The 14302-nt window shown below is 61.4% G+C and carries 11 protein-coding genes; 3 read left to right on the top strand and 8 right to left on the bottom strand.

The window, feature by feature from the left end; all coding sequences use genetic code 11:
* Positions 1–16: 16 nt before the first annotated feature.
* From tssJ to tssB, 7 genes are read right to left on the bottom strand one after another with little or no spacing between them, the layout of a single operon-like run.
* Positions 17–811 (bottom strand): type VI secretion system lipoprotein TssJ, encoded by a 795-nt coding sequence (gene tssJ, locus ACVWZT_RS23350; RefSeq protein WP_457471678.1) that lies wholly within the window; start codon positions 809–811, stop codon positions 17–19.
* Complete coding sequence (locus ACVWZT_RS23345) at positions 808–1368, bottom strand: FHA domain-containing protein (RefSeq protein WP_457471676.1); 561 nt, start codon at positions 1366–1368, stop codon at positions 808–810. The genes tssJ and ACVWZT_RS23345 overlap by 4 nt, the downstream gene beginning before the upstream one ends.
* Positions 1365–2381: a type VI secretion system baseplate subunit TssG gene (gene tssG, locus ACVWZT_RS23340; RefSeq protein ID WP_457471674.1), complete on the bottom strand. Its 1017-nt coding sequence runs from the start codon at positions 2379–2381 to the stop codon at positions 1365–1367. The genes ACVWZT_RS23345 and tssG overlap by 4 nt, the downstream gene beginning before the upstream one ends.
* Positions 2345–4111, bottom strand: coding sequence for a type VI secretion system baseplate subunit TssF (gene tssF / locus ACVWZT_RS23335; RefSeq protein ID WP_457471673.1), 1767 nt, complete (start codon positions 4109–4111; stop codon positions 2345–2347). Before tssF ends, tssG begins: the two co-directional genes overlap by 37 nt.
* Positions 4112–4114: 3 nt before the next feature.
* Complete coding sequence (gene tssE, locus ACVWZT_RS23330) at positions 4115–4525, bottom strand: type VI secretion system baseplate subunit TssE (RefSeq protein ID WP_457471671.1); 411 nt, start codon at positions 4523–4525, stop codon at positions 4115–4117.
* Positions 4522–6012 (bottom strand): type VI secretion system contractile sheath large subunit, encoded by a 1491-nt coding sequence (gene tssC / locus ACVWZT_RS23325; protein WP_457471670.1) that lies wholly within the window; start codon positions 6010–6012, stop codon positions 4522–4524. The genes tssE and tssC overlap by 4 nt, the downstream gene beginning before the upstream one ends.
* Before the next feature lie 16 nt (positions 6013–6028).
* On the bottom strand, positions 6029–6532 hold the full coding sequence (gene tssB, locus ACVWZT_RS23320) for a type VI secretion system contractile sheath small subunit (RefSeq protein ID WP_457472138.1): 504 nt from the start codon (positions 6530–6532) through the stop codon (positions 6029–6031).
* Between the two features lie 288 nt (positions 6533–6820).
* Between tssB and vasI the strand changes: the two genes are divergently transcribed.
* Genes vasI through tssM form a run of 3 tightly spaced genes read left to right on the top strand, consistent with a single transcriptional unit; the run spans position 6821 to position 12587 of the window.
* Positions 6821–7516, top strand: a complete 696-nt coding sequence (gene vasI / locus ACVWZT_RS23315) for a type VI secretion system-associated protein VasI (RefSeq protein ID WP_457471668.1) — start codon at positions 6821–6823, stop codon at positions 7514–7516.
* Complete coding sequence (gene tssA / locus ACVWZT_RS23310) at positions 7504–8970, top strand: type VI secretion system protein TssA (protein WP_457471666.1); 1467 nt, start codon at positions 7504–7506, stop codon at positions 8968–8970. Before vasI ends, tssA begins: the two co-directional genes overlap by 13 nt.
* Positions 8967–12587, top strand: a complete 3621-nt coding sequence (gene tssM / locus ACVWZT_RS23305; RefSeq protein ID WP_457471664.1) for a type VI secretion system membrane subunit TssM — start codon at positions 8967–8969, stop codon at positions 12585–12587. Before tssA ends, tssM begins: the two co-directional genes overlap by 4 nt.
* On the opposite strand, the gene ACVWZT_RS23300 is transcribed toward tssM, so the two are convergent.
* Positions 12588–14288 carry an FAD-dependent oxidoreductase gene (locus tag ACVWZT_RS23300; RefSeq protein ID WP_296231145.1) on the bottom strand — a complete coding sequence of 567 codons (1701 nt, stop codon included), beginning with the start codon at positions 14286–14288 and terminating at the stop codon, positions 12588–12590. It abuts the gene before it with no gap.
* Positions 14289–14302 lie beyond the last annotated feature (14 nt).

Genomic DNA, 14302 nt, shown 5'->3' with positions numbered 1-14302 from the left:
AGGGTTGCCGGCCTCATCAATCCTCTTCCTTGAGCAGGATCTGCGTGTCGTTTACCAACACCGACAGAATGATCTGGTGCCCGCGAGGCGGAATCCGGAGCACTTGCTGCCAGGTGGCGTTTTCCTGGTTTCGGTAGTCACCGACGACGGCGACGAAGCGGGTGTCAGGCTCAATCGGGGCAAAGGGGATGAACTTGAACTGGCCGGGCCGCAGCAGATAGTCGTCATCCCGGATGTAGGTGCTGCGCAGGGCTTTGGCAGGGTCCTGCTCCAGCAATTCATAGATACTGTTGCGTAGCAGCGAATCGTCACGCAGTTGCAGGATCTTGATGGCGATGGGGGTCGCCACGGCCTCGCTGGCCACGGTCGTGGTATGCGGCACGGTCAGCACTACAGTCGAGTCGTCGTAGTTGCCGGGTGTACTTTCCTCCAGCGGTGAGCGAACCGGAGCGGTGTCGTCCTCCTCGGCCATCACCGCGGCCGGGGTTGCAGGGAATTGTTCCTGAAGGTATTCGAAGAGGGTCCCGACTTTTTCAGCCAGAACGTAAGGGTCACTTGCGCTCAGGCTCACGGCGTAGGGGCTGGGATCCAGGGCTGTCTCAGCCTCGACGGTGGGGACAAGGCTGTTCGGGTTGCTATTGAGTGTCGGGCTGGCATTGATGCTGAATGCAATCGCGGTCGGGTGATCCTTCGGCGGCCCGATGGGCAACGAAGGGTCCAAGAGCACCTGGCTCATCCTGCTCAGGGCGGTACAGCCAGCAAGCGCGATCAGCGCGGTGCAAAGGGCGGCGGTGAACAGATGTCGGGTCATGCGCCTTCTCCTGCAATCAGGCGCTGCAGCGGGTTGTCCGACGATGGCCTGGTCACTGCAACTGCATCCAGTGCCGCCAGAGGGTCTTTCCCGGTGTCGCAGTTGAAGACCGAGCAGATTTCGGTGACCGCCTGGGGCGCTGCAGGGCTGGGCTGCCAGGCCTGGGCCGAAGTCTCGGCGAGCAACTGGTCCAGTACCCTGTGGTCAGGGGTGAACAGCGCTTCCAGGCGTGCGTCGGCGTGTTCGCACTGAACCAGCAGCCGATAGCTGCCGATACGAAGCTGATCGCCCTCGACGAGCCGTCGCGCAGGGCGCTCGCCAAGGCTGACGCTGCTGTCGTTCAGGTAGGTGCGGTTACAGTGGTCAATTACACAGAAGCTGCCCTCGATCCAGCGGATTTCGCAGTGGATGGGCGCCACCGTCTGTTCGCGGTCAGTGATCAGCCAGGTAGCCGCTTCGCTGCCGATGGTGCCGCCGTTGCGGTCGAACCGGTGCCGCGCCGTTACGCTGTGCTGCAATTGATCGAGATTGATGACGCTCAAGGTCAAGCTGCTCATGCACGCCCCCGAAAGCGGACAACAGGGCTGACCCGACCGTGGCGGTCATCGACAAAGCTGGTCCAGCCCAGGTAGGCCCCTTGGCTGCGATGCAGGCAAAATGGCGATAGCGCATTGCGCTTCAGGCGCAGCTCCAGGTCATAGGCCAAGCCATCGCGCAGCAATAGATCGATCAGCGCGCGCAAGCGGTCGAAGTTGACGCCGCCTGGAAGCAGATCATGCAGTTGCGTCTGGTCAAGTTCGCCGATCACGATGGTGAACTTGCTGCTGCGGGTACGCGTGCGGCTGCCAAGCATGAATGTGCGCCCCAGTTCGCCATTGCGCCGACCAAGGCAGACCAGTTGCTTCAGCGTGGTGGATACCGAGCGCGTTTCGAACTCGCGAATGTGGACCTGCTCCAGGTCGAAACAGTGGGCAATGATGCCGGCGACGGTTCCTGGCGCACGGCTGCGGCTGGCAATGACACCAGCGAAGCTGAGCAGCCGGCTCCACGGCAGCGCGGTGTTTCCCCGCAACTGCCTGTCGTTCAGGCCGAGCAGCGCAAAGATGTACTGTGAGAACCCATCGGTGGCTCCCGGCTGGAAGCGGATGTAGTAGCGGTATTTACGCCAGACGCGATGCAGCAGGCTGAGCAGGTAGTGGTTGAAGAAATCGAAGAATGCCGGGCGTATACCGATACCCTGTGCATGTTCGTACGCCACCTGTTCCAGGTAATAGGTCGGCAACGGCGAATCGGTGCCGTGCAAGCCCATGAAAGTGGTGCACACGCGATAGCGCTGGTCCTGGCCAGGCATACGTTCGGCTTTGTATACGTCCGAAACGGGGAAGGTCAGCCGCGGGTCGCTGGCAAGCCGCACCCGCAACCGGGCGGCCTCGCTTGGCCAGCGTGGTTCAAGGTCATCGCCGTGCAGTCCATACAAGCGCTCCAGCAACTGGAAGAAGTTGTACTGGTGCGCGTCGGCGAGCAGTCTGTCGGCTAGATCAGTGGTTGTTTGCCGGTCTGCAGTGGCCATGTGTAGTGCTCGTTGTTGGTGATGTTGATCACTTCCAGTTGGTGGAAGGAGTTGATGCTGGCGTACAGCGCGAAGAAGTGGGCCAGTGCGCAACTGAACAGGTAGAGGTCGCCTTCGCAGAGGAAGGCCGCCTGGTCCAGCTTCAGGCGGGTACGCAGCCCGCGAATGGGCTGCCCCTTTATCAGCCAGTCCAGGGGCTCTGTATGGATCTCGCGTATGCCGTCGAGGTGCTTGCGTGTGGTGCGAGCGTGCTGGATGTCGTGCAGCGCGGCGAAGTCGTACGCGCGTATCACTGCTTTCAGTGGGTCGACCGATAGCAGTGACAGGTAGTTGAGTGACATGTTGGAAATCAACGCCCACTGCAACTGGCCGTCCAGCACCGGGCGATAGGGGCGGGACGGCGCGCAGATATTGGTGTAGGTGGCGAGGGGAGGCGTAGCCTCGGTGAGCACGTTGATGTCATCGATGCCCAAAGCCAGCGGCAGGTCGCGATTGGTGCAGGTCAGGTCGATGGACGCGGTTTCCAGCTCGCCGATATAGGCGTTGGCATCCGCGCGTACAAAGGCGATGCGGTGAGTGACGCCATGGCCGTGCAAGGATTCTTCGAGGGTGTAGCGGTAGTACAACGCCGTGCGGCCTTGGACGTGTTCGATTTCGTGGGCAAACGACTCGAATGGCCTGAAGGTTCTGAGGTGTTCGCCAACGCTCCCGTCTGCGGTGGTGCGGGTGCTGATGACCGCATCGACGCTGAAGATCTCGTGAGCGAACTGCTCCGTGCCTTTGGGCTTGAGCTCGAACTGGGCTTTGGTGCTGGACAGGTCGATGGGCTCGGCGCTGTGTTCGAACAGGTTGATCGCCGGAGTGCAGAACAGCTTGAAATCTGATTTGCCGATACGCAGCACATCAGGTAGCAGGCGGCAGAAGTGGAATTCGATGTCGACCTGCTTGCTCTGCTCCGCGGGCCAAAGTCTGTCCAACCCGGTGATGGTAAAAAAATGGAAGCGCTGCGGGAACATGAAGTATTCCTGCAGGATCCGGTAACCATCAAAGACATTTTTCGGGTAGGGCAGCAGGGCTTCATCAGCGCTGAAACCGGGGAAGGCAAGGCTGCTGGCAGGCAACCGGCGGACCTGGCCATTGACGGTTACGCAGACATGCTCGAGGTACTGCGACAGCCACAGGTACAACGTGCGGGCGGTACGCTGGTCGCCGCTGAGGTGAAAGTCGAGGCTGCTACAGCTCAAAGTATTCAATGGCCGTTCGACCAGCGTTTTCAGGTGGAGGCGGACCACTGCGCTGTCGAGGGTCTGGGTTGCGCCAACCGCGTCGATTTCGAACGGATGAATATTCACCGGAGTGCAGGTGCGAAACTCGCAGGCGACACCGTCCACCGGCTTTGAGAACAACCTCGAGCCTTTGGCAATCTGTTGTGCCTGGCTGAGCGCCTGCATGCGTGGCGTGAACTGGATAATCGTCACGCTGGGCAGGGGTCGAAGGTAGTTTGGCCACAGCAACTGCAGCATGGGGTGGGTCAATTCCGGCAGGTCGTCTTCCAGCTTCAGCCTCAGCCTGGCTGTAAGAAATGCGAACGCTTCCATCAGGCGCTCGACATCCGGGTCGCTTGCCCCGTTGCCAAGCAACCGGGCCAGTTGCGGGTTGTCCTTGACGAAGTCGTTTCCCAATTCGTGCAGGTATCGCAGTTCTTCGCTGAATCTGTCCTTCAGTGACATGGTTCATCTCACTCGGGTGAAGCGGTTGTGCCCGTTGACCAGCAGTTCCAGTTGCAACTGCTCTGCCTGGTCATTGACCTGTACCTGGCAGTCCAGCCGGAAATGCAATTCCAGCGGGGTGTGACAATCGGGCACGGCTTTAAGCGCACAGACTTGTATGCGTGGTTCAAAGCGTCGGATGGTGCGGCGGATATCAAGGCTCACTTGTTCCAGCAGGTCGCCGCTGCTCGCATCGTGTCCATTGAAATCCCGCAGGCCCAGCTCAGGGCTACTCTGTGAGCAACCTTGCCGGGCGTTGAGCAGTGTTTCGAGGTGGCGCTTGATGGCGGCGATCTTGTGAAAGGCGTTCTCCTGCCGGGAGTGCCCGCTGATAGCGGATTGACCAGCCGTCAAACGATCAAAAAAGCCGGTCATTGGGTATCGAGCCGCCCGACCAGGGAAATCTCGAAGTTCGCGCCCATGTACTTGAAGTGAGGGCGCACGGCGAGCGAGACCTGGTACCAGCCTGGATCACCGGCAACGTCCGAGACTTCTACCCGGGCAGCACGCAGTGGACGGCGGCTGCGTACATCCGCTGAAGGGTTCTCCTGGTCGGCGACGTACTGTTTGATCCATTTGTTGAGTTCGGCCTCGAGATCGCGCCGCTCTTTCCAGCTGCCGATCTGCTCGCGCTGCAGTACCTTGATGTAATGGGCCAGTCGATTGACGATGAACAGGTAGGGCAGCTGCGTACCGAGCTTGTAGTTGGTCTGGGCTTGCAGCCCTTCGGGCGTCTTTGGGAAGTTCTTGGGTTTTTGCGCCGAGTTGGCCGAGAAGAACGCGGCATTGTCACTGTCTTTGCGCATGGTCAGGGCGATGAAGCCCTCTTCGGCGAGTTCGAATTCCTTTCGATCGGAAATCAGCACTTCGGTGGGAATCTTGGCCTGCAACTGGCCCATGGCCTCGTACAGGTGCACCGGCAGGTCCTCGACAGCGCCGCCGGACTGCGGGCCGATGATGTTCGGGCACCAGCGGTAGCGGGCGAAACTGTCGTTGATGCAGCTGGCCAGCAGGAAGGCGGAGTTGCCCCACAGGTAGTTGTCGTGGCGCCCGGCAATGTCTTCTTCGTAGTTGAAACTTTCAATCGGCTGTTCCGTGGGGTGGTAGGCAGAGCGCAGCATGAAGCGCGGGGCGGTCAGCGCGACGTGGCGGGAGTCTTCGCTTTCGCGGAAGGCACGCCATTTGGCATGGCGCGGGCCGGCAAAAATGTCCTTGATCTCCTTGAGGTTGGGCAGATCTTCAAAACTGCCGAGGTTGAAGAACTCTGGAGACGGCGCCGCCAGGAAAGGCGCGTGTGACATCGCGCCGACCGAGGCCATGTAGCTCAGCAGCTTGATGTCGGGAGAAGAGGGCCCGAAGCTATAGTTGCCGACCATGGCAGCCACGGGCTCGCCACCAAACTGGCCATAACCTGCGGTGTAAACGTGTTTATACAGGCCGCTGCAGGTGATGTCGGCAGCATTCTCGAAATCCTCGAGCAGATCATGCTTGCTGACATGCAAGACTTCGAGCTTTATATTTTCGCGGAAGTCCGTGCGGTCGACCAAGAGTTTGAGGCTGCGCCAGGACGACTCCAGTTGCTGGAACGCGGGCTGATGCAGAATGGCGTCCATCTGCTTGCTGAGCACCCGATCAAGTTCGGCAATCATCTGATCAACGCGGTGTTTATTCACCAGTTGGTCCGGTTCACTACTTTTCAGGATTTCAGCAATAAAGGCAGAAACACCCTGGCGGGCAACCTGATAGCCCTCCTGTGTAGGTACCAACTTGGTCTCAGCCATGATCTGGTCGAGCAGGGTTGCGTTGCTCAACGTTTCGCTCGTTGTTTCAACGGCTTGTGTAGTGTCGCTTGTTTTTGGCATCGGACGCTCCGTTGTCTCAGTCTTCTTGTGGCGCCGCGAGCGCCTGCTCGAGTTCTTCGGCGAGTTGTTTGCGCGCTTGCTCGTTACTCAACAGCTGTTGCAGGTGTTTGCGAAAAGTTGGCACGTTGCCGAGCGGCCCCTTCAAGGCGACCAGTGCTTCACGCAACTGCAACAGTTTGTTGAGCTCGGGTACCTGCCGGACAATCCGGTCCGGGCTGAAATCCTTGATGGACCTGAACTGCAGGTTGACTGCTAGCTCGGTATCGGCTGCGGTGCTGAGCAGGGAGGGTGCGGACATGGCCAGGTTGACATCGGCGTCGTGCAACACGTTGTTGAACGTGTGTTTGTCAATGCGCATCACCGAACGGTCTTCAAGCGCACGGCTGTCATCCAGGCCGAAGTCGCCCAGGACAAGCATCTTGTGTGGCAACTCTACTTCGGCCTGCTCGTCACGGGTGGCTGAAACGTATTTGATGTTGATACGTTCTTTGGGTGCAACGGATCCCGAGTTTTTAGACATCGGCACATGGCTCTCTAGTGATGTTGTAGGGTGTTTCCCGAAGGCGTGTTTAATTGTGTGTTTTGTTTGTAGGAAGTTTCCTGCAAAAAGCGCTTTTGGCTCGCTTACTTGCCCTGCCGTCATAAAAACCATGCATGGAAAATCCCCCCTTGGTCGAGGGTTAAGATGTAAATAAATATTTGTTTGTATGCACAGTGTGCGATGTACTAGGCTCGTACCGGTTTCGTTTGGAGTGGTTATGCGCGGGAGGGCGTAAGTGGGTATTCACTTGTCAGAAAAACATTCTGCATGGCCGTGCAGGGCTTATGTGTTCATGGCATGGGTGAACTTGTAATGATATCCCGCCGTGCATGTTACGCAGGCGTTTCGTTGCTGTTTTGTATGCAGCCGGTGCTGGCTGGGCTTGATCGCGAGTGCCCCCGGATCGTCTCCGACATCGAGCGCCTGGCTTGTTTTGACCGGGCTGCCGGTACACCGGCACATGTGTCATCCCGATCGTGGTCAGCGCAGGAGCAGGAAGCGCCGACGGTGATGCGGGTAATGGCAAATGAGGCTTCGCGAGCGGCAGATGACCTGACGTTTCGCATTGGTAGTGGCAGCGAAGCCGGCTCAGCAACAGCGGGGCTGATGATCTCGGCGCCTGCCATAGCCTCAACCAGCGAGGGCCCCTACCTCGCCATCAGCTGCATACAGAAAATATCGCGGCTGCAGCTGATTACCACGCGGCCTGTCGACGCGAGCTGGGTTACCGTGAGGCTGACCAGCGAGGGTGGCGCCACGCGTAACACGCCGTGGCGCGTAATGGAAAACGGCCAGGTACTCGATGGCGGGCGTGGCTTGCCCGCGATCGAGCAGATCAGGCAGTTGATCGGGGCTCATCGGATAGTCGTGGCGAGCGATCGCAGCGAGGTCGACGGGTTGGTGTTCGACGCCCAGGGCCTGGGGCCGTTGATCGAACAGGCGCGGGGTGCTTGCCGGTGGTAGTGCAGACACCCGCGGACGAGATCAGTCGGCTGCTTGCCCCGGTCGACCCAGCGGTCCCGGCTGGGTTGTTCGATATCGAGGATGAAACCTACCAGGCGATAGACCAGGAGATGGTCAAGCTGGGCGGACTGCAGGCGGCGTCAATCGATTGGGCCTACATCGAAGAGGCGTCCTGTCAGTACCTGTGCCGGCAGTGCAAGCACATGCGGATCGTTGCGCACCTGAGCACTGCCTGGCTGCGCAGCGCTTGCTGGGAACGCTGGGGGGACACCCTGGCGTTGCTGGCCGGCATGGTCGAATGCTATTGGGAAAGCGCTTATCCGAAGCCAGGTCCCACGGGTTATCTCGGCAAGCGGAAGCTGGTCGGCCTTGTACTCAGTCGCTTGATCGACGCGCTACCGCGCCTTGACCGGTTTACCTACAGCCCCGCCCATGCAGCGGCGGCGCAGGCTGCCCTGGCGCGCCTGAAACAACAGCAGGTCGGCGCCCAACTCGATGCGGCTGGGTTGGGCGAACTGGAACGCTTGTTACACCGGCAAAGGGAACTGGCCAACGGTGTTGGCGAGGCTGTTGCGCCGACCCTGACTGCTGCAAGCCCGCAGCCCGTGCCACTGGCAGACGTGATTGCCATGCCAGCGCCCAGAGTTTCCATTGGCAGCGAGCGGGAAACGCGGCGCGCCGTTTTGACCATGGCTGAGCTCATCAATCAACAGGATCCGTACGATCCGACCGGTTATCAGCTACGTCGTTTTGGCCTGTGGTCGCATATCCAGGCGGCGCCAGCCGTCAGACAGCGGCACTGCACGGGCCTGATGGCGGTACCGCCAGAGGTGATTGCAGGCTACGAAAATCTCGTAGCGGGTACTTCAGTGGACGTCGCGCTACTGCATCGGATCGAGAAGAGTCTCACGGCAGCCCCTTACTGGTTTCGAGGCAGCTTCCTGGCGGCAAGCGTAGCGTCTCAGCTGGCGCTGAACGAGGTCAGCGAGGCCATTCGCAGTACGACCGCGCGTTTTGTCCAGCGCCTGCCTTCATTGCAGCAATTGTGCTTCAGCGATGGCACGCCGTTCCTTGACGATCAAGCCTTGGCATGGCTGAACGGCTGCCAGGGTGCGTCAGCCCAAGGCGCTGCTTCCCAGGAGTTCGGCAGCCTGCGAGAGGAACTCATTGCCCAACTTGACGGCATGGGTGTAGAGCCCGTGCTCCTGAGGTTGCAGGGGATGCAGGCGGATCTGAACTCGCCGCGTGAGCGCTCGCATACCACGCTCATCGCCGCTGATTTGCTGGCGGCACGCGGCGTGTCCTGGCTGGCCCGGGATCTGTGCATCGGCGTTGCGCGGACGATGCAGCAAACCACTGCCGATGCCTGGGAGCCCGAGGTATTCCAGCGGCTCCAGCACTACACGACATCCACTGCATTGGCAGCTCAGATTAAAGATCCGGAGCCCATATGAACCCACCATGGAAACAACTAGAACGCTGGGGCTTGCGCCTGTCCAGCCGTATCGGTCTGGCGATGCCGCTGCTACTTGGGTTGGGCGCCGTGCTGATGCTGGTCGCCGTCTGGTGGCTTGGCCCGCATTGGACGTGGCATGGACAACAACCGCTGGCCAACCTCGCACATCGTATTGTTGCGAGCCTGCTGTTGGTGGTGGTGCCGTTACTTGGCTGGCTCATCGTGTTGCGCAGACGTGTCCGCCGCCTGCAAGCGGACCGCAAGCAGGCCGTGGCTGCCGCGCTGGACCCCACGCTGCCGCTGGTTCAGGCACAAGAGCGGGCGTTGAACCAGAGGCTGGCCAGCTATCTGGACAATGCTGGCGGGCGAAGCGCCTTGTATCGGCTGCCATGGTATCTGGTTTTGGGCGACGTACACGCTGGCAAGAGCAGCTTCATTGATCGTAGCGACCAGAGTTTCTCCCTGACCCGCATCGACAGGGCCCAGGCCCATGGCCTGCAAGCCCAGGCGCTGGCTTACCCGGTAGGCTGGTGGGTCAGCAACGACGCAGTGATCATCGACCCTCCGGGTGCCTTTATCAGCCAGGCTGCAGCGCCGGGACCGGTGCCTGGCCCTGAGCAGCCCGAAGTTTCCCCGCCACCTGAAGCCCCGGCCAGGCTGTGGGAGCACCTGCTGGGATGGCTGCTGAGCAACCGCAGTCAGAGGGCGCTGAATGGGTTGGTGCTGGTCATTGACCTGCCTGCGTTGTTGCATGGTACTTCCGGCCAACGCCTGGCGTTGGCCCATATGCTGCGCGCACGCCTGTACGAGGTCAGTAGCCGGCTGGGCGCGCGCCTGCCGTTGTACGTGGTGCTGTCCAAGTTCGACTTGCTCGATGGCTTCGATCAGCTCTATGGCAGGCTCTCGGCCTCCAGGCGGGAGGAGTTGCTGGGTTTCACGTTCAAACTGGATGCGGCCGGTTCGCCCGATGCCTGGCTGGACGAATATCGCAGCCATTACGAACGTTTGATCAGGCTGCTGTTCGAGCAGGTCTTCGATCAGCTTGACGGCCTTGGCAGGGCGCCGGCGCGTGCGCGCCTGTTCTCCTTGCATGCGCAACTGGTTGGGCTGCGGCCGATATTGCTGTCGTTTCTGCGTGAAACGCTGGGCAGCGACCGCTTCACCACGCCCGCTCTGGTACGAGGGCTCTACTGGTCGTCGGTGGTGCAGCAAGGCGATATGCTCAATGCGTTCGTCCGTGAGGCGGCACAGCCCTACAAGACAAAACTGCCTTTGCGTGAAGGCAAGGCGCAGGGCAAGGCGTTGGCATACTTTATCCAGCAGGCCTTCGGGCGCGTCATCTACCGGGAAGTCGGTCTCGCCGGCGACAACGCCAGGGTGGCACGCAGCAAGCGCCGGTTGTTGCGGGTGGGTTGCGCAGTAGGCATGCTGGCGTTCTGTATCGTTGTCGCCAGCTGGCAACATTACTTCGATAGCAATGCTGCCAAGGCCGCCAGCGTGCTCGCCAAGAGCAAGGAGTACAGCCACTGGCAACTGGACCAGCATCTTGATCCGACCGGGCGCAACCTGCTGGAGCCGCTGGATCAGATCCGCGATGCAGTATCGCTGTTTGGCGACTATCGCACTGCATGGCCAGGTGTTGCCGACGCGGGCCTCTATCAGGGGCGCGCCATCGGTCCCCGGGTCGACGAGGCCTATCTGAGCTTGCTTGGTAAAAGCTTCCTGCCGGCATTGGCCAGTGGTGTCGTCGACGTGATGACCGCCGCGCCCCCTGGCAGTGAGCAGCAGATGGCCGCGCTCAGGGTTTACCGAATGCTTGAGGATCGCCAGAACCGCCGCCCCGAGTGGGTCGAGGACTGGATGGCTCAGCGGTGGCAGCAAGCCTTCCCGGGCCAGGGGCAACTGCAGCGCGACCTCATGCGCCACCTGCAATACGCCTTGGCTTACGCCGACGCCGACTTGCTCCAGTACCAGCAACGTGTTGCCGAGGTGCAGCAGACCCTGCGCAAACTGCCCCTGCCGGAGCGGGTCTATGCGGGCCTCAAGCAGCGCGCTCAGGAACAGCTGCACCAGGGCCTGGACCTGCGTTACCAGGTCGGGCCAGCCTTCGATGTGGTATATCGGCCGACTTCCGGTTCCATGCACGGTGATGCTGGCGTCGTGATTGCGCCAATGCTCACCGCCAGAGGTTTCCAGGCGTACGTTGCACCGCTCGGCCAGCGGTTCGTCGAAATGGCGATGATCGACCAGTGGGCGCTGGGCGAGCGCGGCCAACTCGATTATTCCGATGCCGACCGGGACGCGCTTGCTGCTCGCCTGCGCAGCCTGTACAGCAGCGATTACATTGATAGCTGGCGGCGGGCACTGACCGCGTTTTCGCTGGTGGACTTCCGTGATCTGGAGCATGCAGTCGCAGTTCTCGAGCAAATGACCGGGCCTGCAGCACCGCTGCAACGGCTGCTGGATACAGTGAAGGAGAACACCACGCTGTGGTCCTCGGCAGACCTGGAGGTGCCAGGCGAGACAGCTGTTCTGCAACCAGTCGGCCGCCCCGCTGAACAGCAGCAGACCATGGCCATCCAGCGCGCATTCGCCGGGCTCAGCGGCATGTTGCAGGCGCCAGGTGACAAGCCGAGCGGCTATGAACAAACCCTTGCCGCGCTGACGGCGGTTCACGCCTATGCCAAGGCGGTGCAGGACAGTCCCGACCGGGGCAAGGCGGCCCTGCAGGCTGTGCGTCAACGCTTTTCGATGACCGGGCCCGACCCGATCGGCACCTTGCAGCGGCTGGCGACAGGCTTGCCGGAGCCACTCAACCATCAGCTCGGAAAGGTCGCGGAGCAGACTGCGCAGGTGCTGAACATTCAAGCATTGCTTGAGTTGGAGCGCCGCTGGGATGCTGACGTCTACCGTTTCTTCCAGCAGCGATTGGCAGGGCGATACCCCTTCGTGGTGAGGGCACCTGATGCTTCCCTGGAGGATTTCGAAGCGTTCTTCGGACCAAAGGGGCGGTTGCAGCAATTCCATGACCAGTACCTGAAGCTGTTTATCGATGACAACCTCGAAGCTCTGCGAGCCGGACAGCAGCAGTCCCTGATCCGCAGCGATGTGCTCGAACAGTTGGCGCTGGCGAATCGCATCCGCGAGACGTTCTTCGATCAACGCGGGAACCTGAACGTGCAGTTCAGCATCGAGCCGTTGGGGCTGAGCGCCAACCAGCGTACGAGCCTGCTGGACCTGGACGGTCAGTTGATTGCCTACACCCATGGTCCGAGTCAGATCACCGGTGTCGTCTGGCCCAATACGCTGGGGCAGCAGGTGCGCAGCAACCTGACCTTGCTCAGGCAAAACGGCAACAGCAGCAGCCTGGGTTACCACGGCCCGTGGTCGCTGTTCCGCTTGCTCAGCCGCGGCTCGCTCAATGGGCGCACTGCCACCAGCGTGGACCTCAGCTTCAGGACCGGTGATGGCGTGATGCGCTATCGGCTGAACGCGGAAAAAGCCTTCAATCCCATTACCCAGCAACCATTCAAAGGCTTCCGGTTGCCACGCGGTCTATTACAGCAGCCAATGAACGTCGCACAGGCGGAAGGGGCGGACGGGCAGGCTTTATGATCAGGAACCGACCCGTTCGTCTTGCGCCTGCAAGCCGCTCAATGCTCTACCAGCCAGGTAGCCAAAGGTCATGCCCGGCCCCAGCGTGATGCCGCCACTCGGGTAATACCCGCCCATCACGCTGCCCATGTCATTACCCACCGCATACAGCCCGGGTATCGGCTGGGCCGCGTGGTCCAACACACGGGCCGAGGCGTCTGTTCCAAGCCCGGCAAAGGTGCCCAGGCTGCCCGGCACCAGCTTCACCGCGTGGAAGGGGCCGTGCAGCAATGGCCGCAGCGACGGATTTGGCGTTTGCGCCGGTTCGCCCTGAGCACGGTTGTAGGCTGATACGCCGCGCTGGAATTCGGGGTCGTGGCCGACGGCGGCATGCCGATTGAAGGCGTCCACCGTGTGTTGCAACTGTGCGGCGTCGATCCCGCAACGCTGGGCCAGTTCTACCAGGCTGGCGCCAGTGTGCAAGTAGCCGTGACGTTGATAAAGGCGGGTCGGAAAGGGAAAGGGCTTGGCCCAGCCGAGGCCGTAGCGGCGTTGCGCACGGTGATCGCAAATCAGCCAGGCTTCAGGCGCCTCGCCCTGCGGCGTGGCGGCGAACAGAGCGTTCATGAAGTCGTGGTAGCAATCGGCTTCGTTGACAAAACGCCGGCCATCACGGCGTACGGCAATGAAGCCGGGTTTGCCGCGTTCGATCAGGTGCGGGAAATGGCTGAAGCGGCCATCGCCACGCGGCACCTCGGACACCGGTGCCCACGCAGCGGCGTGGGCCAGTGCCGTATCCACCAGCGCACCGACCTGTTCACCAAGGCGCAGGCCATCACCGGTGTTTTCGACGGGCGCGGCGGAGTAGTGCCTACGGCCGTCTGGCGCGTGCGGCATCAGTTGCGCGATGCGTTCACGGTCATGCGGGAAGCCACCGCAGGCCAGCACCACGCCACGACGGGTGTGGATCACCTGGCCGTCGGTAAACCGTACTCCGCTGACTCGCCCTTCACCCAGCAGGTGGCTGGCCGGCTTGTCGGTCAGCAGCGTCACGCCAAGGTCCAGGGCGCTGCGTAGCAGGCGGGCGACCAGTGCGTTGCCGTTGACCAACTGCAGGCCGCGACGGTGCAGCAACAGGTCGCGCCCGTGGCGCAACAGGCGCTTGCCCACATACAACGCCGCCGTGGGCGAGCGCGTGGCGTTGAAGAACGCAGCCATGTCGGCACCGCCGGCAATGCCCATGCCGGCCAGGCTGACAATATCCAGAGGTGGTCGCAGCTTATGCAGCCAGGGTCCGAGCAAACCCCCGTCATAGGGCAGTGCGCACAGCGAGCGGCCACCGCGTGCACTGCCATCGCCCTCGCGCATGTCGGGCATGTGGCTGCCGGATTGAAACTGCACGGCGGTGTGCTGCTGAAAGAACGCGACCATCTGCGGGCCATGGCGCAGGAAGGCGCGCTGGCGGGAGTCAAGCTCACCGACATGGGTTTGCGCGCGCAGGTAGCGCTCCGGGGCATCGTCGGCCTCGACGATGCCTTCGGCTAGCGCCAACGGGTTGCGCGGTATCCAAAGCCAGCCGCCCGACCAGGCGCTGGTGCCGCCCAGTTGGCTGGCTTTTTCCGCAACAATCACTTGCAGGCCGTGGTAGGCGGCGGTAACGGCGCAGGCCAGGCCAGAGGCGCCGGAGCCGATGACCAATACGTCACATTCAAGGGGTTGCATGGTGGGGGTCGCCC

Source organism: Pseudomonas sp. TE21394 (assembly GCF_054057835.1).
Note: the sequence above shows the minus strand (reverse complement) of the source record. Positions and strands in the feature narration are given on the sequence as shown.